Here is a 22,339-nt window from a genome sequence, read left to right on the forward strand (position 1 = left end):
CTATGCATGCACTTCCCACGCAACCCGGTGTCCGGGTCAATCTCGCCGAGCTGATCGAGATGCGTCACCGTGTGCGCGAGGTGCAGTTGTTCTCCACCCCGGCGCGGCGCAGCCCACTGATTGGTCTGCATCACTCCAAGTTACGTGGCCGCGGCGTGGACTTCGACCAGGTACGCGTCTACCAGGCCGGCGATGACGTACGCACCATCGACTGGCGCGTTACCGCACGCACCCAGGAGCCGCACACCAAGCTGTTCCATGAGGAACGCGAACGGCCGACCTATATTCTGGTCGAACAAAGCCCACGGCTGTTTTTCGGCTCGGGGCTGATGTTCAAATCGGTACTCGCGGCCCAGGCCGCCAGCCTGATCGGCTGGGCCGCCCTGGAGCACAACGACCGCATCGGCGGCTTGGTATTCGGTAACCACACGCAGCACGAAATCAAGCCGCGGCGCAGCAAGCAGAGCCTGCTGCAATTGCTCAACCGTCTGGCGCTGGCCAATCAGGCGCTATCGCGCGACGCGCAGAGCCAAGCCGACAGTTTCACCCTGGCCCTGCGCCGCGCCCGCGAAGTGTTGCGCCCCGGCAGCCTGGTGATCGTTCTGTGCGACGAACGCACTCTGGGCGACAACAGCGAACAGCAGTTGCAGCTCCTCGCCCGGCATACCGACCTGTTGCTCCTGCCGCTCTCCGACCCGCTCGATCACGCCCTGCCCGCCGCCGGCCTGCTGCGCTTTGCCGAGCGTGGCGCGCGGCTGGAACTGGACACTCACAACCTCGACTTGCGCCAGGCCTACCGCGCCCAAGCTCAGGCGCGTATCGACCGTTGGCAGCGCCTGGCGCAGAAGCTCGGTGTGCCCTTACTGCCCCTGAGCACGCAGACCGAGCTGATCGAGCAACTGCGCGATCAGCTCAACGTCCAGCGCCCCAGGAAGCAACCATGAACCCGCTGGACCAGCTCGAACCGTTAATCGCCCCTGCCGCGATCGGCTGGTGGCCACCCGCGCCGGGTTGGTGGCTGCTGACCGCATTGCTGCCGCTGCTGCTCTGGGGGTTGCTCCAGCTGTACAAACGGCTACCGCGTCGGGCCAAGGTCACAGACAAAGCGCAGCAACTGGATCTGCTGCGGCAAGCCGCGCTGAACGAACTCGAGCTGCTGAGCAAGCCCTACTATGGCGTGCCTGCCGGCCCCTGGTTGCAGCAACTCAATGCATTGCTCAAGCGCCTTTGCCGCCAACAGTACCCACAGAGCGATAGCCACTTGCTTAGCGGCCGCGCCTGGCTGGCCTTCCTCGACAACCGCTGCCCGGCTGCCGGCCTGACCCGCTGGATGATCCTGGTCGAAGGCGCCTACCGCCCGCACTGCACCCTCGATGACAAGGCCATCGAAGGGCTCAACCAAGCCGTCGCCACCTGGATTGGCAAACATGTTTGAGTTCGCCTGGCCCTGGATCTTCCTCCTCGCGCCACTGCCCTGGCTGTTGCGTATCCTGCTGCCCGCGGCGGACAGCGGCGAGGCGGCACTCAACATCAGCTTTCTCGACGAACTGCAAGAGCTGTCTGGACGCCGGGCACGGGCCAGCCTGCCTGCCTGGCGACAACAAGCGCGCTTCGTGCTGCTGTGGTTGTTACTGTTGAGTGCCAGCGCACGCCCGCAATGGCTCGGGGAGCCGCTGCCCCTGCCGGCCAGCGGCCGCGATCTGCTGGTCGCGGTGGATGTCTCCGGCTCGATGGATTACGCCGACATGCGCTGGGAAGAGGAAGACGTTAGCCGTCTGACCCTGGTCAAGCACCTGCTCGGCGACTTTATCGAGGGCCGCCAGGGCGACCGCGTCGGCCTGATCCTGTTCGGCAGCCAGGCCTATCTGCAAGCCCCGCTAACCTATGATCGGAAGACGGTCCGCACCTGGCTGGACGAAGCCCTGATAGGCATCGCCGGCAAGAATACCGCCATAGGCGATGCCATAGGCCTGGCAGTCAAACGCCTGCGCCAGCGCCCGGCAGACAGTCGCGTGCTGGTGTTGGTCACCGATGGCGCGAACACCGGCGGCGAAATAGAGCCCTTGACCGCAGCGCGCCTGGCCGCCGAGGAAGGGGTTAAAATCTACCCGATCGGCATTGGCGCCGACCCTCGGCAAAGCGCCGCGCTCGGCATCTTCGGCCTCAACCCGGGGCTGGACCTGGACGAGCCGACCCTGCATGCAATAGCCGAGCTGACCGGCGGAAAATACTTTCGCGCGCGCGACAGCGAGGAACTACAAGCCATCGAAAGCAGCCTCGACCGCTTCGAACCGGTGGCCCAGCAACCGACCCTGACGCGCCCCACCTTGGCGCTGTATGCCTGGCCACTGAGCGCGGCCCTGCTGCTGAGCCTGCTTCTGGTGATCCGCGAACTGTGGCCACAACTACGGCGAATGCCCAGGCAAAACGGGGCGAAAGCATCATGATCGAACTGTCGCCAACCGCACTCTGGCCGCACTGGCTGCGCCCTTACTGGTTACTCCTTCTGCCGCTGCTGAGCTGGCTGCTGTGGCGCCTCTGGCACCGCGAAAAACGCACTGGCCGCTGGCAATTACTGTTGCCGCCGACATTTCATGCCGCTCTGCTCAGCGGCGGCGCAGGCCGTACCAGCCGCCTCCCCTGGATAGCCCTCGGCCTGGCCTGGTCGCTAGCCTTGCTGGCCTTGCTCGGGCCGAGCTGGCAACGCTTGGAGCAGAGCAACCAGAAGCCTGCCGACCCATTGGTCATACTGCTCGAGCTGAGCCCGGAAATGCTCGCCGCCGACGCCTCGCCGAACCGTCTGGAGCACGCCAAGCGCAAGGTGCTCGACCTCCTGCAGGCACGCAGCGATGCGCAGACCGCTATCGTGGTCTTCGCCGGCAGTGCCCACATCCTGGTGCCGCTGTCCGATGACCTGAGCACCAGCCGCAACCTGCTCGAATCGCTCAAGCCCTCAATCATGCCCGAGCCCGGGCATCGCGCCGATCTGGCCGTGAGCAAAGCCCTGAACCTGCTCGAACAGGGCGCGCAAGGCCAGGGCCGCCTGCTGCTGGTTGGCAGCACCTTGAATGAGCAGGAGCGCCTTGGCATCAGCCAAGCACTCGACAACCGCGGTGTGCGCCTGCACATTCTCGGTATCGGCAGTATCCAGGGCGCCCCCATCACCCTGGCAGGCGGCGGTTTTCTCAAAGATGCCCAAGGCACCATCCTGATCCCCCGCCTGGACAATGCCGGACTCACGCACTTTGCCCAGACCATCGGTGGACGTTACCACCAGGCCAGCCTGGATGACCGTGACCTGCGTAGCCTCGGCCTGCTCGAGCGCCCCCGACAACTACGCAACGATGGCGAACAGACTCGCCTGCAGGCCTGGGCCGATCAGGGTTACTGGTTGCTGCTGCCGTTGCTCCTGCTGGCAGCTTGCGCCGGGCGCCGCGGCTGGCTGCTATGCCTGCCCTTGCTGTTGCTGGCACTGCCTCAGCCGAGCTACGCCTTCGGCCTCGGCGATCTCTGGCTGCGTCCGGACCAGCAGGGTCAGCGTCTGCTCGCAGCCCAGCGCCCACGCGAAGCAGCCGAGCGCTTCGAAGACCCGCAATGGCAAGGCCTGGCGCTGTACCAGGCGGGCGATTACGCCGGCGCTGCCGAACGCTTCGCCTCGGACGACAGTGCAACAGCACACTACAATCGCGGCAACGCCCTGGCCCTCAGCAATGAATTGGAAGCGGCCGTGGAGGCCTACGCCCAGGCCCTGGAGCGCCAACCGGACCTGGCCCAGGCACAGAACAACATGGCACTGGTCGAAGCATTGCTGCGCCAGCGTCAGGAACAACAGGAACAACAAGAGCAACAAGAACAACAAGAACAACAAGCATCGGCAGAGAATCCGTCGAACGATGAGCAAACTCCACCTGAACAGCCCCAACCCGGACAGCCCGGTCAGGACGTGGATAAGCAACCGCCCAGTCAGCCCGAGCCGGGCACCAGCGATGAACCCGCGAAGCAACCCGCGCCCGGCGACGACAAGCGTACGCCTAGCAAACCCGCCACAGAGCCAAGCAGTGAGGAACAGCTAGCTAGCGCAGAAGAAGCCCTGGATGACGAGCGCCGTCAGGCGTTAGAGCAATGGCTGCGGCAGATCCCCGATGATCCGGGCGAGCTACTGCGGCGAAAATTTTGGTACGAACAGCAACAACGCCAGGAACAGACTCGATGACCCGCCTGCTCTGCACCCTCCTCCTCGCATTGCTGGCATTCCAGACCAGCGCACAGGGTTTTAACGCGAGCATCGACCGGGCTCGCCTTAACCATGGGGAAACCGTCGAACTGACCCTCGAGTCGGACGACGCCACCCTGTTCGGCAAACCAGAACTCGGCCCGCTCAACGAATTATTTGAAGTACTCGGCACCCGTCAGGTCAACCGTCTGACCACCCTCAACGGCAAGTCACGCGCCATCACGCGCTGGATCGTCACCCTGCAACCCAAACAGAAAGGCTATGTGGTAGTGCCACCCCTGCGCCTTGGCGATATGCAGAGCCTGCCCATCACCCTGCACGTGCAGGAAACCGGCCGCGACACCGACAACCATCAGCTGGCCCCGGTGTTCATCGATGCCAGCCTCGATCAGGAAAGCGTTTACGTACAGGCGCAAACCCTCTTGACCCTGCGCATCTATCACTCCGTCTCCCTATACGACGACAGCAGCCTGAGCCCGCTGGAAATGCCGGAGGCGCGCATCGAGTCACTCGGCCCGCCGCGCACCTATGAAAAAGACATCAACGGCGTGCGTCATGGCGTGATCGAGCTGCGCTATGCGATTTTTCCGCAGCAGAGCGGCGAATTGACCATCCCGGCCCAGGTATTCAGCGCCACGGTGGTGGATCGCTCAGGCAGTAACGATTATCTGCCCTTCGGCCCCCGCACCGGCAAGGTGACGCAGGTCAGGTCACCGCAAATCCCACTCAGGGTCAAAGCCAAACCGGCCGACTACCCCAGCAGCGTGCCCTGGCTTCCGGCTCGCGCCCTGAGCCTGGTGGAAGCCTGGACGCCCGATCCCGACCACGCCCAAGTCGGCGATTCGCTGACCCGCAGCCTGCTGCTCAAGGTCGACGGGCTCTCGAGTGCCCAACTGCCTCCTTTACCGGCGACCAGTGTCGATGGCCTGCGTCGCTACCCGGACCAACCACAGCTGGGCAACCAGGCCAACGAACATGGTCTGATCGGCAGCCGCGAGGAGCGTGAGGCGCTGGTGCCCAATCGCCACGGGACATTCGAACTGCCCGCGGTGGAAGTGGTCTGGTGGAATACCCAGGAGGATCGCCTGGAACGTACCAGCCTGCCGGCGCACAGCCTGGACGTCGCGCTGAATCCCAGCCTTGAGCTGGAAGCTGCAGCCCCCCCGGCGTCGACACAAATCATCGAGCCAGGCCCGCCTCTCTGGCCCTGGCAATTAAGCAGCGTACTGCTGAGCCTCACCACCCTGCTCGGTTTTGCCCTGTGGTGGCGCGCACGCCGCCAGCCAGCAGTACTGCGGGCGGCCCAAGCCGGGCCCAGCCCGCGCACCTTGCTTGACGAGCTCAAACGCGCCTGCCTGGCCAACGACTCGCTGGCTACCCGCCACGCGCTCGACGCCTGGGCCCGCCAGCAACCGGAAACCCTGGCGGGCATGGCGGCTCGTTTCGTGCCCCTGTCCGATGCACTGGATGGCCTGAACGGCGCGCTATACAGCGAAACCGGTCAGCAATGGCAGGGCGAAGACCTCTGGCGCGCAATACGCAGCTTGCCTGCGGCCGAAGGTGCTGAGCACAGCGCCAGCCAAGACGTCAGTTCGCTACCGCCGCTGTACCCACGCTAACGCCATCAGCATGGCAACCTGCTGGGCAGGTTGCAGGCGCGGCTGCAGCCATCCGTGCAAAGCAGCAATGGTTTCGGTTCGACAGCTCTGCCTCAACAGGCGCATCGCCTGGGTGCGTAATTGCATTCACTTGCACACCAAGTTGCATCACTACTGAACAACAAGTGCTGACAAGTGAAAAAGCTCAAGACCAATACCATCTTGGCCTTGAGCTCACTCCAGCTGACAGTTATTGCCAGTTGGCGGCAATCACCGGCGACAGGTCCGCCTGGTAATTTTCTGGCAACGTTATCTGCCCTGCAGCGGGCGGAGCAAACGCAGCCATAGCACTCACCAAGTTTTGCACTTGACTGTCCAGCAGCATATGCCCATCAGCTGTCTTGAACTGCTCGACGTGATAAGCGTTGCCGAGATACCAGTCTTTGACCGTCAGCTTGTCGGAAGTGCCTATGATGCTCACTTCAAGATTGTTCGACACCTTACGGAACCACAGTTGATCGGTGTCTATACCTCCCAGGAACTGGGCGACGTCGGTATTGCCGGCTGTAGCATCGTTCTCCACCGCCGTATCGGCGCCATAACCCCGACCCAGCACGTAGGTGTCATTACCGGTTCCGCCCGTCAAGGTATCCGCCCCACCTTGACCGTCCAGCCTGTCGTCGCCGGCTGCGCCTGTAAGGGAGTTAGCGGCAGCGTTGCCGATCAGCACATTGTCAAGCGCATTGCCGGTACCGTTCAAGGTACTGCTGCCCGTCAGTGTCAGGTTTTCAACGTGGTTGCCCAGTGTCAGGGTGACACTGGATTCGACAGTATCGATACCTTCGTTGGCATTCTCGGTGATTACATCCGAGACCGTATCGACCACATAGGTGTCATTTCCCAGCCCGCCACGCATGGTGTCGATGCCGCCTCGGCCGTCCAGGCGATCATTGCCCGCCCCGCCAGTCAGTGTATTTTTGCCACTGTTGCCGGTCAGGATGTTGTCCAGCGCATTACCCGTACCATTGAGCGCAGCCGAACCGGTCAAGGTCAGGTTCTCGATGTTGTCGCCCAAGGTCAGGGTGACGCTTGACTCAATGGTATCGATGCCTTCATCGGCATACTCGGTCACCACATCGGTCGTGCGCTCGACCACGTAGGTATCATCACCCAGCCCCCCCAGCATGGTATCCGTGCCGGCCTTGCCATCCAGGCGATCGTTGCCAGCGCCACCGATCAAGGTATTCGCGCCGGAGTTTCCGGTCAGTACGTTATCCAGTTCGTTGCCCGTACCGCTAATGGCGCTACTGCCGGTTAGCAACAGGTTCTCCGTGTGCGCTGCCAGAGTCAAAGAGATGCTGGTTTCAACCGTATCGATACCGCCATTGAGGCCCTCGATGATCATGTCACCAGCGTTGTCGACCACGTAGGTGTCATTCCCAGCCCCCCCGATCATCACATCCGTGCCACTTCCTCCATTCAGGCGATCATTACCACGGCCACCTACGAGATAGTCTGTTCCGCCCGATCCGTTCAGCGTGTCGTTGCCAAAACTACCCTCAAGCACGTCGGAGGCGCTCGTACCAGTAAGCGTACGACTCAGCAGTGAACCCACTTCAACAAATGCCGTTTCGTATCGGTATTCCTCACCGTCGAACCAGTCATATTGAAAACTTACCTGTCCGACGAAACCGGCAGAGGGTGTGAGCGTGATCAGGCCAGTATCGCGGTCGTACTGCACATTCAGCTCGTCCGATCCGGACACGTAGTTGATCTCCAGTGCCTCATTGCCCTCAATCAGATCGTCTCGCAGCAGATCACTCGCTGCGATGACCACCGAACTGTCCGACACCACCTCATAGTTCTTCTGCACCTTGACGGAAACCTGCCCCACCGAAGACTTCACGTAGTCGGATACGCCATAACTAAACGAAGCGATCCCATAGAAGTCGGAATCAGCAATAAAGACGATCTGGTTGCTGCTATCGATGAAGACCTGCCCGTTTACAGCGCCACTTACCCCCGTCAGATATAACGGCCAGAAAGAGGTCGCCTCAGGATCCCAGTCGTTCTGTATGAGCTGGTACGAGTTCATAAATAGTGGGTAGTTGGCACGAGCAGTGAAACTATCCTCGATCGCATTCGGTGCTTGCTCGCTGGCGATAACGTTTAGCAAGAGGTCGCTGGCGCTGAGTACCTGTCCGTCGGTGAAGCGAATGATGTCGCTCGCGAAATTCTGGTTGTATGTGACGGTGGGGAGATCGAGAAAGCTCTGCAGGCGAATGGAGTCGGTCGACCCACCGAATCTAAGTAGAATGTCACTCCCGCTGCGCTCATAGGTAACTTGGTCCAAGCTGTATCCAGCGACGTCCAGGGTCATGGTGGCAATGCTCGAATACCGCGAGATCTTGTCAGCGCCGTCACCTACGCCGTAGCGCAGGGTCTTATGGCCGCTCCCGCTCAGCCAGATAGTGTCATCACCCCGGCCCCCGATTACGGTGTCGTTGCCGTCGAGCAGCGTGATGCTGTCATTGCCGCCCAACCCCTGAACGACATCGTTCCCCGCTTGCACCGTGAAGGTGTCGGCGGCGTCACTACCAATCAGATAGTCGTCCGTCAGCTTGCTGTCTCCCAGGAAGAACCCGCCTCCGGACAAGCGGCCATACTGGCCAAGGGTGTCAGCATTAGGGCTGTAGCCAGTGCTGTAGTAGAGGACATCGATCCACTCGCTATCGTTGTCGATCTTGCGAGCATCCAAAAACACCCCGTTGAGTTCGCTGAGCGCGATATCTTGTAGCGAAGAGCCATCGGAGAATCGCAACTCGAAGAAGCTGGCTTTATCCGCCGCAGAACTCGCCCGAAAGAAATTCGCTTGCCAGATTCGGTCCCCAGCATTGGACCGGCTAACCATGCTCAGGTGGTTGCCAGCACGCAGGTAACTGAAGTCGTCCCTGACCATGTCCATAAACTCGATATGAGCAAAGTTGTAGTAGCTATCGCTGCCATAGCCTGCGGCGTACCTGATAGTGAACTGCAGACGGTCGCCACCCACAAAGTCATCGCCCTCACCCGCATCGATGATAGCTGCACCTTGGGCCCTGATCGTGTCATTACCATTGCCGGCATACACCACGTCCTGGCCGCCCCGCGTGAGGATGTAGTCATTGCCATCGCCACCGTAGATCACATCATCTCCGGCACCTGCGTCGATAAAGTCATCGCCTGCGCCGCCGAAGAGCTGATCATTGCCGTCGCCCCCCTGGAGCGTGTCATCGCCCAGATCACCGTGCAGGATGTCGTCCCCACCCCAGCCCCAAAGCTGGTCGTTGCCATCGCCACCTGCGAGGGTGTCTGCGAACAGTGCCACACCGTTCAGATAGTCGTCGCCAGCCGTACCTTGCTGCGTCAAGCCCCAAAGGGTTAGCTGGCTTGCGCTCCAGACCACGCCGCTGGCGAAGCGGATTTCCTCGATCCAGTTGCGTCCATCGGTATGGCTGTACCAATCCTTGAGGGTAAGTCGATCTATACCATTGGCATGAGCGAGCACCAGATCGTTACCCAGGTGCTCAATGGCAAGATCACCCGGGCTGATGCCGTCCGCATAGACGACTGCATCAAACCCGGCGGTATCCGCAATTATGTCGGCACCATCACCGGCCGCGATCAGGTAACGGTCATCTCCGGCGCCGCCGTTGAGCAGATCATCACCTGCCCCACCGACCAACTGATCTGAATTCGTGCTGCCGTTAAGGGTGTCATTGCCGGCGAGGCCGTAGAGCGTCGTAGACTGCCCGACCAGCGCACTCAGTACGTCGTTCTGCTCCGTTCCGCTCTGCACGGTCAGGTTCTGGAGAATCCAGTCCGGCGTCCAAACTGTGCCATCGGCGAACTCGATGCGCTGTATCAAGGCCGAGCCGTCCGCTAACCAGTTACTCAGTACCAGGCTGTCGTTGGTGCCCTTGATCTTCAGTATCAGATTTCGCGAGGCGTCCGCCGTAAGCTCGATATCCGCTGCGGCCAAACCAGCGGCAAAGCGCAGGGTGTTGGTGCTGCCATCGTCGACCTCAACCAGGGTATCGGTCCCCTGGCCCCTCGCGTACAGATATAGATCAGCCCCGGCACCGCCTTCCAGGCGATCACTTCCGGCGCCGCCATCCAAGAGATCGTCCCCCGCCCCAGCCAACAGCGTGTCGTTACCCCCTTGGCCAAACAGCTGATCGTTCAGGTTGCTGCCGAGTAACCGGTCATCTCCACTGCCCCCGACGGTGTTGAAGCCACCGCCCAGGAGCGCGGCATAATTCAGCGCCGAGCCGTCGGCGAACTCGAAGCGATCAATGATGCGTCCATTGGCGGCATCGGCTGCATTGAAGTTATGAATCACTAGTTTGCCAGCCGGCTCACCGGCGATCACCACCTCCAGCGTGTCATCCGCGCCTACCGCCAACCGTACATCCTCATGCCGAATACCCGCACCAAACAGAATGCGGTTCGGTGCGACTGGGCCTGCGGAAACAGTAAAGCCACTGTTGTCATAGATATGATCAACACCGTCGCCACGCTCGTAAACATAGGTATTTCCGCCGCCATCGGCGGTCAAAATGTCGTCGCCATGTCCGCCGCGGAAAGTGGCTCCGCCTCCGGCGGCGCTGAGTTGGTTGGCCTGGGCACTGCCGATCAACTGAGCGTTAGCCGCCAAGGTGGTGATGTTCACTTCATCCTGCGAGGTGCTGGCGTAGAATTCTTTCAGGTTATGCACACTGCCATCGGCGAATTTCAGCGTCTGCACGCCACCCGTTAACCCGTCTTTGAGCAACAAATCGTCATTGGCGCTGTAGCGCAGATGCAACCCGCCATCCGCGGTCTGGGTCAGGACGATATCGCCAGTGCCTATGCCCGTACCGAAGGCCACGCTGTTATCACCCTCATTATCCTGGATGTACTCGATGTAGTCCTCGGCCGAACGCTCTCCATCGCCAAGGTTAAAGACGTATGTATCGTCACCCGCTTCACCGGCAAAGTAATCGAATCCAGCGCCCCCCTGCAGCCAGTCATTACCGGCCCCGCCCCAGAGCAAATCGTTACCAACGCCGCCGAGCAAGCTGTCATCGCCGTCATCGCCGTTTAGGTGGTCGTCGCCTTCACCGCCGGCAAGGCTGTCGTCGTTGCCGCCGCCGAACAACGTATCGTCACCTATCCCACCATCAAGCGTGTCCTTACCGTGGTAGGCCGCATCGAGTAACGAATAGTCACCCTCGAGGTAGTCGTTGCCCTCACCACCTTGCAAGAAATCATTGCCACCGCCGCCCCAAATGCTGTCGTTTCCTGTCTCGCCAAAGAGCAGGTCATCCCCGCCCCCTCCCGATAATTGGTCGTCTCCTGATCCGCCAAAGAGCACGTCATTTCCAACAAGCTCAATGTCAGTCTCGCTTAGCTCATCGCCCCATAGCGAATCGTTACCCTCACCGCCGCTTATGAAATCATTGCCACCGCCGCCAATGACTATATCGTCACCTGCGCCAACATATATTTTATCGTCACCATGTTTATTCGAAGGGAGTGCAACATAACTTGATGACGGGAAAAATGAGGAACTCTCAAGGGTTGACATATCGCCATGAACCGTGTCATTTCCGGACCCCGCGATTATAGTATCCGCTCCAGCACCGCCGAAAACTCTATTGTCACCATCCCCGGCGTTTATAAAATCATCATAGAACTCTTTGCTCAATGATGAGCCAGCTTGCAGTAGCCCGTAGAGTAAGCCGTCAGCAAAGCCAACATAACCGTCTCCAGCTATTACGTCATTTCCCCCACCTGCAATTAAAGTATCCCTGCCACTACCACCTCCAAGAAAATTACTACCTTCCATATCAACTATATAATCATTTCCTCCGGCGCCACTTATTCTGTCATTCCCGGCCCCTCCATCAGCATAATCATCACCATCACCGCCTGCATCCTTGTCAGCTCTATCATCTAAAAATATTAAATCTGAACCAGTCCCACCAAGAACCGTGTCGTTACCAGTCCCTCCTTCTAACCAGTCATTATTGCCAGCGCCTTTAATATAATCGTTACCCAGCAGACCATACAGACCTCGACTTACCCAATTACCGAGCAACACATCATCTCGACTACCTCCCTCGAAAGCATAATATGGGTCCACTGGATGGCGATGGAGATAATCATCCGCAACGAATAAAATTCCCAACCCATTTATATACGATTGGTCTAGACTATTCCCTTGATCATCCCTCCAGCCAAAAGTACTCTCCCGCCCCTCAAAACTTGCATACACCCAATAATCAGACCCCACATACTCTTCAGAATCATGGTTGTAATAATACGCTTGGCCAAGAAGCCCACTCCCCACAGTAAACTGTGAACCTGGCTGCACCGGCTGCGTTACCTGCGGAGAGTCTTTTTCCTCTACGGTTACCCCAAAAGCATTCTCAAAGCTGGAGGCAGCTCCATTAAAGAAATTCTTTATCGTGACTGTGTCGCCAGCCCCACCGACAGGAATGGCAACTAAATCTCCGCCACCACTGCGATGGTATAAGTTCCCATCTTCATCAAAAAAATCGGCAGCTTGCTCTAAATGGTACAAAAGCTTATCGATCTTTTTCCCGTTCAAATAAATACTATTGACACCCAATTTATCGACAACAACATCCTTGCCGTCACCCGCTACAAAATAATAGCTATCATCTCCAGACCCGCCGTCCAGCTGATCGTTTCCGATCCCGCCGATCAAGGTGTCGTTTCCCTCACCGCCGATCAACGTATCTTGGTCCTCACCGCCATCGAGGGTGTCGTTGCCGGTGCCGCCGAGTAGAGTGTCGTTACCACTATCACCCCACAGCTCATCGTTGTCGGCACCGCCATCGAGGTAGTCGGCACCCTCATCGCCATGCAGTGCATCCAGGCCGTCCGCGCCGGCTAGGGTGTCGTCATCATTGCCGCCGGACAGCGTGTCATCGCCGCGTCCGCCGGACAGTTGATCGTTACCGTCCTCGCCATAGAGCTTGTCGTTTCCGGTGCTCTCAGGGTTCAGGTCGTCGCCGTCGAGCAGGTCATTGCCTGCGCCGCCATAGAGTTCGTCATCACCGTCGCCGCCGCGCACCACATCGTCCTGGGCTCCGCCGTGGAGCGTGTCGTCACCCGCCTGGCCATACAGCAGGTCGGCGCCTGCGTCGCCATACAGCTCGTCGCCGCCATCGCCGCCGAACACGCGGTCATCGCCCTCGCCGGCGTGGAAGGTGTCGGCATGCAGGGCACCGATCCAGCCTCCTTCGCCCCAGAGGGTTTCGCTCAGGCCGGTGGCCTCAAACGTCAATGGCGCTTGTAGCGCTGGCGCCGTGGAGAAGTCGTTGCGCATCACCGAGTTGATATCGCCGTTGAACCCCGGATGAGACTCGGACAACATCCGATGAAAGTCGGAGAGGAAGTTTCTGAGGAAGTTGGTCAGGATATCCATGGACAAACCAGCCGGCGCACCTCCCACCATGGCCGCCAGAATGGCGGGAGCATTCGCCGCCAAACGGTTCAGGACTTCCGAGAAATTGGTAGGAATGAATTCATTGTTGAAAACGCCCACTACCTTGCCATTGTCCTTGGCGACCGCCACCTTGTATTTAGCGTCGGGCAACTCATAAATCGAATAAATTTCCGGATGCGCTTCGTAATCGCTGAGTTGTTTGCCGAACACTGCGGCTGGAAATGAGGCCAGCAAGCCGCTGAGTGCACCGGTCGAAATCAGACGGTTAATAAACGAGGTGGAATTCAGTTCCTGCCCGTTCCACAACTCACCGATCACGGTCACCACCGCTTCCATGGCGTCGGTTTCGTTCGGTAAAGGTTCCAGGTCGAAATCCTCGAACCGCTCCATCCATCCCAAGATGCCATCCAGGAAGTTGCCGGGGAAGTAACGTTCTAAATCCTTACCCTCACTGGAGTCGCGTTTCCAACGCTCGCGCCAGGCAGTCGCGGCGGTGTTGAACATGTCTTGGACTGAGATGAAGCCGGTATGGGTGTTTCCTTCCTCATTCGCATCTAGTTTCTTTTCTATAAAAATCAAACTTTCTTCAGCCACCGCCTGAGACAGGTAATAAACACCGGCATAGTCGTCGGCCAAACCATTTTGAAGCAAGAAATTTGCAACAAAGGCCACGCCCCCTGTGCCTTCGCTGAAAGTAGCAATCTGGGCCTGCTCCAGTGCTTGTGTAACACCCGTCATGTTATAGAGGGCCATGTAATAGCCGCCTCTATCTCCCCTGTCGAGAAAGTTTCTTAGATAATCCCGCTCTTGCTGGGTTATTTTCAAAAAACCAGACTCAACAAAACCGCTCGTCGCATCGAATTTCATGATCAATTCCCTTTGTCAATTTGAAGAAAATTAGATTTCTATTTAGCAACAAAACTTCTAACCAGCTTTCTAACCGCGCTAGAAATTTCCTCCCAATTTTCTATATCTTTGTGTGCGATTCCCATTGAGACCCTTCGCCCCTCTGCATTGAGATAAAGCTTGCAACCTGTGGTCATACAGTTCATAGCCACGCCCTCATCATCAGCAGTTATATGATGAGGACTTACTAGATAGGCAGAGCGTCTATTAAACCTACAATTCAGCGGAGACATATCGTCTTCTGGCTTCCCAGCCAAGAATTTCCTTGCATCAGTATTTATTTTCAAGTAAGAGTCGTTATAGCAGTTTCTAGTTGAATAACGTTCAAGCCCAGCGAAAAACCCATCACGCATAATTACTGAAGAGGTAGAGGCGCTTCGTCTCATCCATTGTCTAGTTGAATATCCCCCAGATGTAGACCGCTCCACATCCATCGAAAACCGCCCTCCCCAGGTTTTCATAAACGCTTCGTATTCGGGGGTTCCCTTCTTTCCTTTCAACCAGGGGCGCGCCTGCACAGGTTTAGGCCCCGGCAACTCGAACTCCACCGCAAAGGATTTTACGGAACCATCCTTCTCGACCCAGGTTGTGCCGGCATGCAGATACTCACGGGGAATACGGAATGTAACGGCGGGCTGCGTCTTCGTTGCCGGCCAGGATACTTCCAGGTCGGGCTGTTTCGATTCCTTCTTGACGTGCAAAGAACCGTCAATGGCAAGCACCTGACTCACCGATAACACACCAGCAAGCAACGCACATGTCCTTAACAACTTTCTAACCTTTATATTTTTCATTTTTTTCCTCATAAACGGGGCGACCGCAAGAACTGAGTGCAACACATGACCTTTCCGCTCAGGCTCCGACCTGATTATTTGTTGCATGTCGACTCCTACGCATTGATCTGGCGACTCCCCTGGCTTGGCAAACCCATTTCACGGGAAACTTTTCTGATCGTTGGTTCTGGGTAGCGCTCACAAGCATTCGCCAGGATTGCCTGAGCGTAATGGTTATTCCCATGCACGATGGAATAGCGTTGCGCCGTTATATAGGCAGCCTCGCGTAAATCTTTAAATACATCTGGCTTGGCAAGCCCCTGCAAAACACGTTCGGCTATTTCCTCCTGTTTGAAAAAGTCCACCAGCATGCCGTTCTCCTTGTCACGAATAACTTCGCGCACCGGCGCCGTATCCGAACCGACAATCAGACAACCACAGGCCATGGCCTCCAATAGCGACCAGGACAACACGAAGGGATAAGTCAGGTAGACATGCACCGCAGAAACCTGCAGCACTTTTTTATAGGTGACGTAGGGCACCTTGCCTAAGAAGTGCACACGATTTAGATCAACAGGATTCTCCGCCAGAAACTTGCTGCGCCAGTTGGATTCGTCCTTGGGCTTGCTACCGTAACTGACGTCATCGCCGCCGACGATCACCACCTGGCAGGTCGGATGTTGTTTGAGAATAAGCGGCAAGGCGCGCATAAAACTATGGAAGCCCCGATACGGTTCCAGGTTGCGTGCCACATAGGTCACCACCGGGTCACCCGCCTTGAGGATTTGCCCAGTGATGAAAAAAGCATCTGCCCTGCAATTGAAGCGTCGCTATTTGCCAACTGATTCAGAGTTGGCAGAATACCAGCGTGTCCCAGAATATCTGTGAAAACAACCTGCTCAGCGATCGCATCGGACACCGCCTGCATTTTGTTTATAACATCACCCATGGAGCTGCTGCCAGAACGAAGCTCAAATTGTCTTGCCGGGTACTCACGAATAAATGCTGAGAAAGCACCTTCCCCCTTATTAACCAGCACGGCACCATCAAACCATAACATCGCTGCTTCAGTTTCTTTTATGTCGCCACTCGCCACCGAGCCACGTTCAAGCGCCATCTTCAGAATCGAGGAAACCTTCTCATAGAGCCTCCACCACGGCACTTCACTGCCATCCGCCACAATAGAATCATAAACCAGCTTAATTTGATCCTGCTCTTCCTTTGAGAAAATATAAGACATATCATTGCTCCATTATGATACTGATTGAATTATTAAGCTGCACAAAGAACGCTCGCCAGTCTTTCAGTGCCGCCTCATTAAATTTTGCGGTCACCACCCAGCCATTGCCTTGATCCAAAACCAAAAAGCAAAAATTTTTAGAGCACGCAAAAATTGGCGGGTTGCCGAGTCTTGTGCGATATTTATTGAGGTCTTTTGGAGCCCACCAACTACCATAGTGGTGCCCGGGCTCTTCATATAAATCCAAGCCCTCATACTTACCCTGCAACTCCCCTCGATGCTTAACCAACATCGGGGCACCCAGCCTTGCTCTTTCAAAAGCTTCTTTATACTGAGCCACATACGGCGTCCTACCTTCCAAATCCACATTAACGGGGAATGGAAATTTATAAGAAACATTCCCTTCCATTCTGACCTGTTCAACATCTCGCCCACGCAAGTAGTAGCTATACACGACCTGCACACCCCTTGGATCACTGCCTGGAATACGTCCTCGTGCACAATTACTCAGCCCTAGCGGCACAAACCCAGGCAAACAGTAATGCAAGGCAAAACTACTGCCATCCATTGCAGCATAAACTGGTAAATATTTAGAATCATGCTTATAGTTAGGATCCCCTAAGACCGGGATACCTTCTTTTCTAAGCTCACTAGTCTCCCCATCAAATTTTGTTTCGGCTACTGCGTTAGGCATCTGCCACAACATAATGAACACAACAAAACAAGCAAACGCAGATTGTGCTAACTTACTTAACAATCCATTACCCGAAAATGCCATTTGCCGTACAAGATACACGCCACGAATGCTTTTAAGTTTCACCGCTGCCATCTCCAAAAATTAGTCTCCCTGTGAATTCCATATATTCATCGGCCACTCCACTTGGCCGCCGCCGCGTAAGCCAAGCGATCACCGAATCATTGCCAATGAGGTGCCACACTTATCTCAGCACCTATGCATTGACCTGGCTTGTCTGAATAGGTAGTCCCGTGCCGCTGGCTAATCGATTGAGCGTCCGCCTTGACGAGCACTCACCCGCACTCGCCAAAGTGACCTGTGCCAAGTGGTTATTCCCATGCTCAATGGAATAACGTTGCGCCGTCACATAGGCAGCCTGGCGCAATTCACTAAAAGCCTCCTGCTTGACAAGCCCTTGCAGAACTCGCCCGGCGATTTCGTCCGTATTGTAGAAGTCCACCAGCATGCCGTTTTCCTTATCACGAATAACCTCCCGCACCGGTGCAGTATCCGAGCCCACAATCAAGCAGCCGCTGCCCATGGCCTCCAGCAGCGACCAGGACAAGACAAAGGGATAGGTCAGATAGACATGCACCGCCGAGACTTGCAGAACCTTCTTGTAAGTTTCATAGGGCACCTTGCCAAGAAAGTGCACCCGGTTTGTATCAACAGGATTTTCCGCCAGCAGCTTGATCCGCCAGTTGGGTGCGTCCTTGGGTTTGCTGCCGTAGCTGACACCGTCGCCACCGACTATCACCACCTGGCAAGTCGGGTGCTCTTTAAGGATTGTCGGCAGCGTGCGCATGAAGCTGTGAAAACCCCGGTACGGCTCCAGGTTGCGCGCCACGTAAGTGATGATCGGCTCACCGGCCTTGAGCACCTTTCCATTAGGCAACTGCAACGTCGCCTCGGCGTCTGGCCCCAGGTTAACGGTGTCGATACCTTCGTGAATCACCTGGATTTTGTCCCGGTAGGCCGCCGGATGCAGGCTGTGCTGCCAGTGGGTCGGGGTAATGGCCTGGTCGCAATTTTCCAGGTTGAGCAGGTGCAAGGCATTGCGGCTGCGGATGCTGGCGGCGCCGTTGATCTCCAGGGGGAACTCCGGGTCGAAGCCGGCGTCGGCGCCCTGGGTCTGGTAGTAGTACTCGCAAAAATGAATCAGCTTGGCTCGGGGGAAGGCGTCCTTGGTATAGAGGGTTTCGCCCCAGCCGGGGTGAGCGACTATCACGTCTGGACGGTAGCCTTTGGCCTTGAGGTCGAGTAGCAGGCGCAGTACCTGCTGGCCGTGCAGTACGCCATCCTCGAAGCTGCGTGCATAGGGGTGGGTGTGTTGGCTGGCGCTGCGATGCGGTTTGTAGCGCAGCAGGCGAATGCCCGGCAACCCAGGTGCCTGTTCGCGGCCGATGGCCAATACCTGCACGCCCGGCTGTTGGGCCAGGTGCGCGGCGATATGGCGAAACTGACCGGGGAAGTTCTGGTGGATAAACAGCACCTTCATACCGCTGCTCCCTGCGTTTACTTATTCGGCTCTATGCCTGTGCTGGGTTACGCCTTCGGCTAACCCCACAGCATGGGTATCGCTGCGCTCAACCCATCCTACGATTTGGTGCTCAGCGCTCGCTTAAACTTTCTGCGGTGTACTGCTTGAGCGGGCTTAGGAAGTAGTCGATCACCTTGCGCTTGTCGGTCTTCACTTCCGCCCTGACAGCCATGCCCGGTGACAGGGCGATCCTGTTGTCGCCCACCTGAATCGTGTTCTGTTTGAGTTGGATGCGCGCGCTATAGACCAGGCCCAGGCGTTCGTCTTCGATGGCGTCGTTGGAGATGCTGACCACCGTGCCTTCGACTACGCCGTATTTGGTGAAGGTGAAGGTCTCGACCTTGATCTCGACTTCCTGGCCTGGCCGCACAAAGCCGATGTCCTTGTTCTCCAGCATCGCCTCCACTTCCACTGGCTGGTCGCTGGGCACTATGACCATCAGCGGTTGCGCCTCGGTGACCACGCCGCCGTTGGTGTGGATCGCCAGCTGTTGCACGGTGCCGTCCACCGGGGCGGTGAGGCGCATCAGGCGGTCGCGTTGCTCGGCCTTTTTCAGTTCCTGGGTCAGGGCGGCGGCGCGTTGTTGGGATTCGTGCTGCAGGTCGAGCATGGCCCGACGAGTCTGGGCGAGCACGCTGCGCTGCTGGCTCTCGGCGGCTTTCTTAGCGGCGCTGAGTTCGCGTACCCGCGACTGCTGGATGGCCAGTTCGCGCTCCTGGTCGAGCAGCGTCTGCTGCTTTTCCAGGTAGGCGTGTTTGGCGACGAACTGCTTGTCCAGCAGGCGCTTGTAGTCGGCGGCCAGTTCGCGGGTGATCGGCAGGCTTTGCTGCAGAGAGGCGACGCTGCTTTGCGCTGATTGGATTTCCGCGCTGCGCTGCTCGATTGCAGCCTGTCCCTGGTCGAGGGCGCTGCGCAGCTCCAGGTACTGGCCTTGCAGCCAGCGCTGGGCGGCCAGTTGCTGTTCGGCGCGGGCCTGGGGGATGAGCGCGGCCAGGCTGGTGGGTTCGTTGTTGTGTTGAATGGCGTCGAGCAACGCGGTGGCGCGGGCGCTGTCGACTTGGGCGGCGAGCAGGTCGCTGCTGAGTCGATCGACATCGGCACCGGTGATCTGCCCGTCCAGCTCCACCAACAGTTCGCCAGCCTTGACCTGCTGGCCGTCGTAGACGTGGATGGCCTTAACCACCGCCACGTCGCTGGGCTGGATGATCTTGCTCTTGCCGCTGGGCACTATCTTGCCGCTGGCGGTGGCGACCACGTCGATCTCGCCGACGCAGGCCCAGAGCAACGCCAGGGCGGCAAAGGCCATGATGCTCCATTGGATGGTGCGCGGCGCTGGGTGCACCGGCTTGTCCTGCAGGGCCAGGGCGGCCGGCAGAAACTGCACCTCGTGGCGCAATCGTGCGGGTGCGTCCATGGCCTGGCGATTGCGCCAAGCATGGCGCCAAGCCTGGCGGTAGCGGTTGAGCAGCTCACGCTTGGCACTCATGCGGCACCGCCTTGCTGCAGACGGTGCAGGCGCGAATAGTGGCCGGCCTGATGCTCCAGTAGCTCGGCGTGGCTGCCCTGCTCGACTATCTGCCCGCGGTCCATCACCAGGATACGGTTGGCGTCGCGCACTGCGCTCAGACGGTGAGCGATGATGATCACCGTGCGGCCCTTACAGATGCTTTGCATGTTCTGCTGGATGATGCGCTCGGACTCGTAGTCCAGGGCGCTGGTGGCTTCGTCGAAGATCAGGATGCGCGGGTTGCCGATCAGCGCGCGGGCGATGGCGATGCGCTGGCGTTGGCCGCCGGACAGCGAGGCGCCATGCTCGCCGACCACGGTGTCGTAGCCTTCCGGCAGTTCGAGGATAAAGTCATGGGCGCCGGCCAGCTTGGCCACCTGAATCACCCGCTCGATGGGCGTGCCGGGGTCGGTCAGGGCGATGTTTTCGCGAATGCTGCGGGCGAACAGCATGTTGTCCTGCAGCACCACGCCGATCTGCCGGCGCAGGGAGGAGACATCGGCTAGGGCCAGGTCCATGCCATCGACCAGCACGCGGCCGCGCTCGGGGGTGTAGAGGCGCTGCAGCAGCCGGGTCAAGGTGCTTTTGCCGGAACCGGAGCGGCCGACCACGCCGATCACCTCGCCGGCCTGGATGCTCAGGCTGATGCCGCGCAATACTTCGGAGCCATCCGGGCGATAGCGGAACTGCACTTGATCGAATTCGATGGTGCCCTTGAGCGGCGGCAGCGCACTGCGCGAGTCCTGGGACAGTTCGGTGCGGCTGTTGAGGATGTCGCCCAGGCGTTGCACCGACACCCCGGTCTGCTGGAAGTTGGTCCACAGCTGGGCCAGGCGCATGATCGGCTGCGACACCCGGCCGGCGAGCATATTGAAGGCGATCAGCTGACCGACCGAGAGGTCGCCGTCGATCACCAGCCGCGCGCCCAGCCAGAGGGTGGCGACGGTGACCAGCTTGCCGATCAGGCCGACGCTTTCGTTGGCCAGGGTGGAGAGGGTCTGGGTCTTGAAACTGGCGGCGACATAGCCGGCCAGCTGGTTGTCCCACTTGCGGCTGATCTGCGGCTCCACCGCCATGGATTTGAGGGTGTCGATGCCGTTGACCGTCTCCACCAGAAACGCCTGGTTCTCCGCGCCACGGCTAAAGCTTTCGTTCAGACGCGCGCGCAATACTGGGGTGATCAACAAAGAAACAATGAAGTACAGCGGCAGGGACAGCAGCACGATCAGGGTCAGCCAGCCGCTGTAGACGAACATCACGGCGATGAACACCACCGAGAACAGCACGTCCAGCACCAGGGTGATGGCGTTGCCGGTGAGGAAGCTGCGGATGTTTTCCAGCTCGCGCACCCGCGCCACCGAGTCGCCGACCCGGCGGGCCTGAAAGTAAGCCAGCGGCAGGCTCACCAGATGACGGAACAAGCGCGAGCCCAGCTCCACATCGATGCGGCTGGCGGTGTGGGCGAACACGTAGGTGCGCAGGCCGCTGAGCAGGGTTTCGAACAGCATGATGCCGAGCAGGCCTATGGCCAGTACATCCAGGGTGCTGAGACCGCGATGCACCAGCACCTTGTCCATCACCACCTGAAAAAACAGCGGCGTCAGCAGCGCGAAAACATTGAGTACGAAGGACACCAGCAGTACTTCGCCGAGCAGCTTGCGGTACTTGACGATGGCCGGGATGAACCAGCTGAAGTCGAAGCGGGCCAGCTCGCCGGCCTGCGAAGCCTCGGAGCGCAGCAGAATCAGCTCGCCGTTCCAGCGCGCCTGCAGATCCTCGAAACTCAGCACCTCGGGGCGTTGCGTTTGCGGGTCGTGGATCAGGACTTTGCCGTCATCCAGCCGCGCGATGATGAAGAAGCGGCCGTCATTATCCGCAGCCAGCGCCGGCAGCGGTGTGTGCGCCAGGCGCTCGAGCTTAGTGCGAACGGCCTTGGCTTTTAGACCAAGTTTCTTGGCGGCCAGCAACAATTCGGCGCAACCAAACTGGTGGCCATCTTCGGCAAACTCATGGACCAGTTGTTCGGGGGAAGCGGCGACATTATGAAAGCGCGCGAGCATGACCAAGGCGGCCAGGCCGGTGTCGACCTCAGGTAAAACGCCTGATTCAATGGTTTCGTCTGACATCTGCATTCCTTTGCACCGAACTGGCCTCCAACGAGGCGTTGCCGACAATCAGCCGAGCTAATCTACTGGTCAGTCAATACGCTGACAAGAAAATCCATGTTGAAGAGCAGATAGGCATAAGCAATTCTGAGAGAGTCTTCGCAGACTAACTAAGGGGACGTCATCCAGAGGACGGGGTTGC

General features: G+C 58.5%; 13 protein-coding genes. 5 read left to right on the forward strand and 8 right to left on the reverse strand.

Annotation, left to right across the window (positions count from 1 at the left end; all coding sequences use genetic code 11):
* The first annotated feature begins 2 nt into the window (after positions 1-2).
* The 5 genes from FBY03_RS00135 to FBY03_RS00155 are packed head-to-tail and all read left to right on the forward strand — an operon-like array spanning position 3 to position 5,853.
* Positions 3-944 (forward strand): DUF58 domain-containing protein, encoded by a 942-nt coding sequence (locus tag FBY03_RS00135; RefSeq protein WP_147170153.1) that lies wholly within the window; start codon positions 3-5, stop codon positions 942-944.
* Positions 941-1,435, forward strand: a complete 495-nt coding sequence (locus FBY03_RS00140; protein WP_147170154.1) for a DUF4381 domain-containing protein — start codon at positions 941-943, stop codon at positions 1,433-1,435. Before FBY03_RS00135 ends, FBY03_RS00140 begins: the two co-directional genes overlap by 4 nt.
* On the forward strand, positions 1,428-2,447 hold the full coding sequence (locus FBY03_RS00145; protein WP_147170155.1) for a VWA domain-containing protein: 1,020 nt from the start codon (positions 1,428-1,430) through the stop codon (positions 2,445-2,447). The genes FBY03_RS00140 and FBY03_RS00145 overlap by 8 nt, the downstream gene beginning before the upstream one ends.
* Positions 2,444-4,213 (forward strand): VWA domain-containing protein, encoded by a 1,770-nt coding sequence (locus FBY03_RS00150; protein ID WP_147170156.1) that lies wholly within the window; start codon positions 2,444-2,446, stop codon positions 4,211-4,213. Before FBY03_RS00145 ends, FBY03_RS00150 begins: the two co-directional genes overlap by 4 nt.
* Positions 4,210-5,853, forward strand: a complete 1,644-nt coding sequence (locus FBY03_RS00155; protein ID WP_147170157.1) for a BatD family protein — start codon at positions 4,210-4,212, stop codon at positions 5,851-5,853. The genes FBY03_RS00150 and FBY03_RS00155 overlap by 4 nt, the downstream gene beginning before the upstream one ends.
* Positions 5,854-6,082: 229 nt before the next feature.
* Here FBY03_RS00155 and FBY03_RS00160 read toward each other — a convergent pair whose 3' ends face one another.
* From FBY03_RS00160 to FBY03_RS00195, 8 genes are all read right to left on the reverse strand, one after another.
* A complete protein-coding gene (locus FBY03_RS00160) occupies positions 6,083-14,197 on the reverse strand; it encodes a calcium-binding protein (RefSeq protein ID WP_147170158.1) in 8,115 nt (2,704 codons plus the stop codon).
* 38 nt (positions 14,198-14,235) lie between these two features.
* Positions 14,236-15,117: a hypothetical protein gene (locus FBY03_RS00165; RefSeq protein WP_147170160.1), complete on the reverse strand. Its 882-nt coding sequence runs from the start codon at positions 15,115-15,117 to the stop codon at positions 14,236-14,238.
* A gap of 8 nt (positions 15,118-15,125) precedes the next feature.
* Positions 15,126-15,761, reverse strand: coding sequence for a glycosyltransferase (locus FBY03_RS00170; protein ID WP_256677809.1), 636 nt, complete (start codon positions 15,759-15,761; stop codon positions 15,126-15,128).
* A gap of 5 nt (positions 15,762-15,766) precedes the next feature.
* Positions 15,767-16,249 carry a hypothetical protein gene (locus FBY03_RS00175; RefSeq protein WP_147170163.1) on the reverse strand — a complete coding sequence of 161 codons (483 nt, stop codon included), beginning with the start codon at positions 16,247-16,249 and terminating at the stop codon, positions 15,767-15,769.
* Position 16,250: 1 nt separating this feature from the next.
* Positions 16,251-17,069, reverse strand: a complete 819-nt coding sequence (locus FBY03_RS00180) for a hypothetical protein (RefSeq protein WP_147170164.1) — start codon at positions 17,067-17,069, stop codon at positions 16,251-16,253.
* 130 nt (positions 17,070-17,199) lie between these two features.
* Positions 17,200-18,483, reverse strand: coding sequence for a glycosyltransferase family 4 protein (locus FBY03_RS00185; RefSeq protein ID WP_147170165.1), 1,284 nt, complete (start codon positions 18,481-18,483; stop codon positions 17,200-17,202).
* Positions 18,484-18,595: 112 nt separating this feature from the next.
* Positions 18,596-20,011: an HlyD family type I secretion periplasmic adaptor subunit gene (locus tag FBY03_RS00190; RefSeq protein ID WP_147170167.1), complete on the reverse strand. Its 1,416-nt coding sequence runs from the start codon at positions 20,009-20,011 to the stop codon at positions 18,596-18,598.
* Positions 20,008-22,158, reverse strand: a complete 2,151-nt coding sequence (locus tag FBY03_RS00195) for a type I secretion system permease/ATPase (RefSeq protein ID WP_147170169.1) — start codon at positions 22,156-22,158, stop codon at positions 20,008-20,010. Before FBY03_RS00195 ends, FBY03_RS00190 begins: the two co-directional genes overlap by 4 nt.
* Positions 22,159-22,339: the final 181 nt, after the last annotated feature.

Origin of the sequence: Pseudomonas sp. SJZ079, from assembly GCF_007993865.1 — a bacterium.
GTDB lineage: Bacteria > Pseudomonadota > Gammaproteobacteria > Pseudomonadales > Pseudomonadaceae > Aquipseudomonas.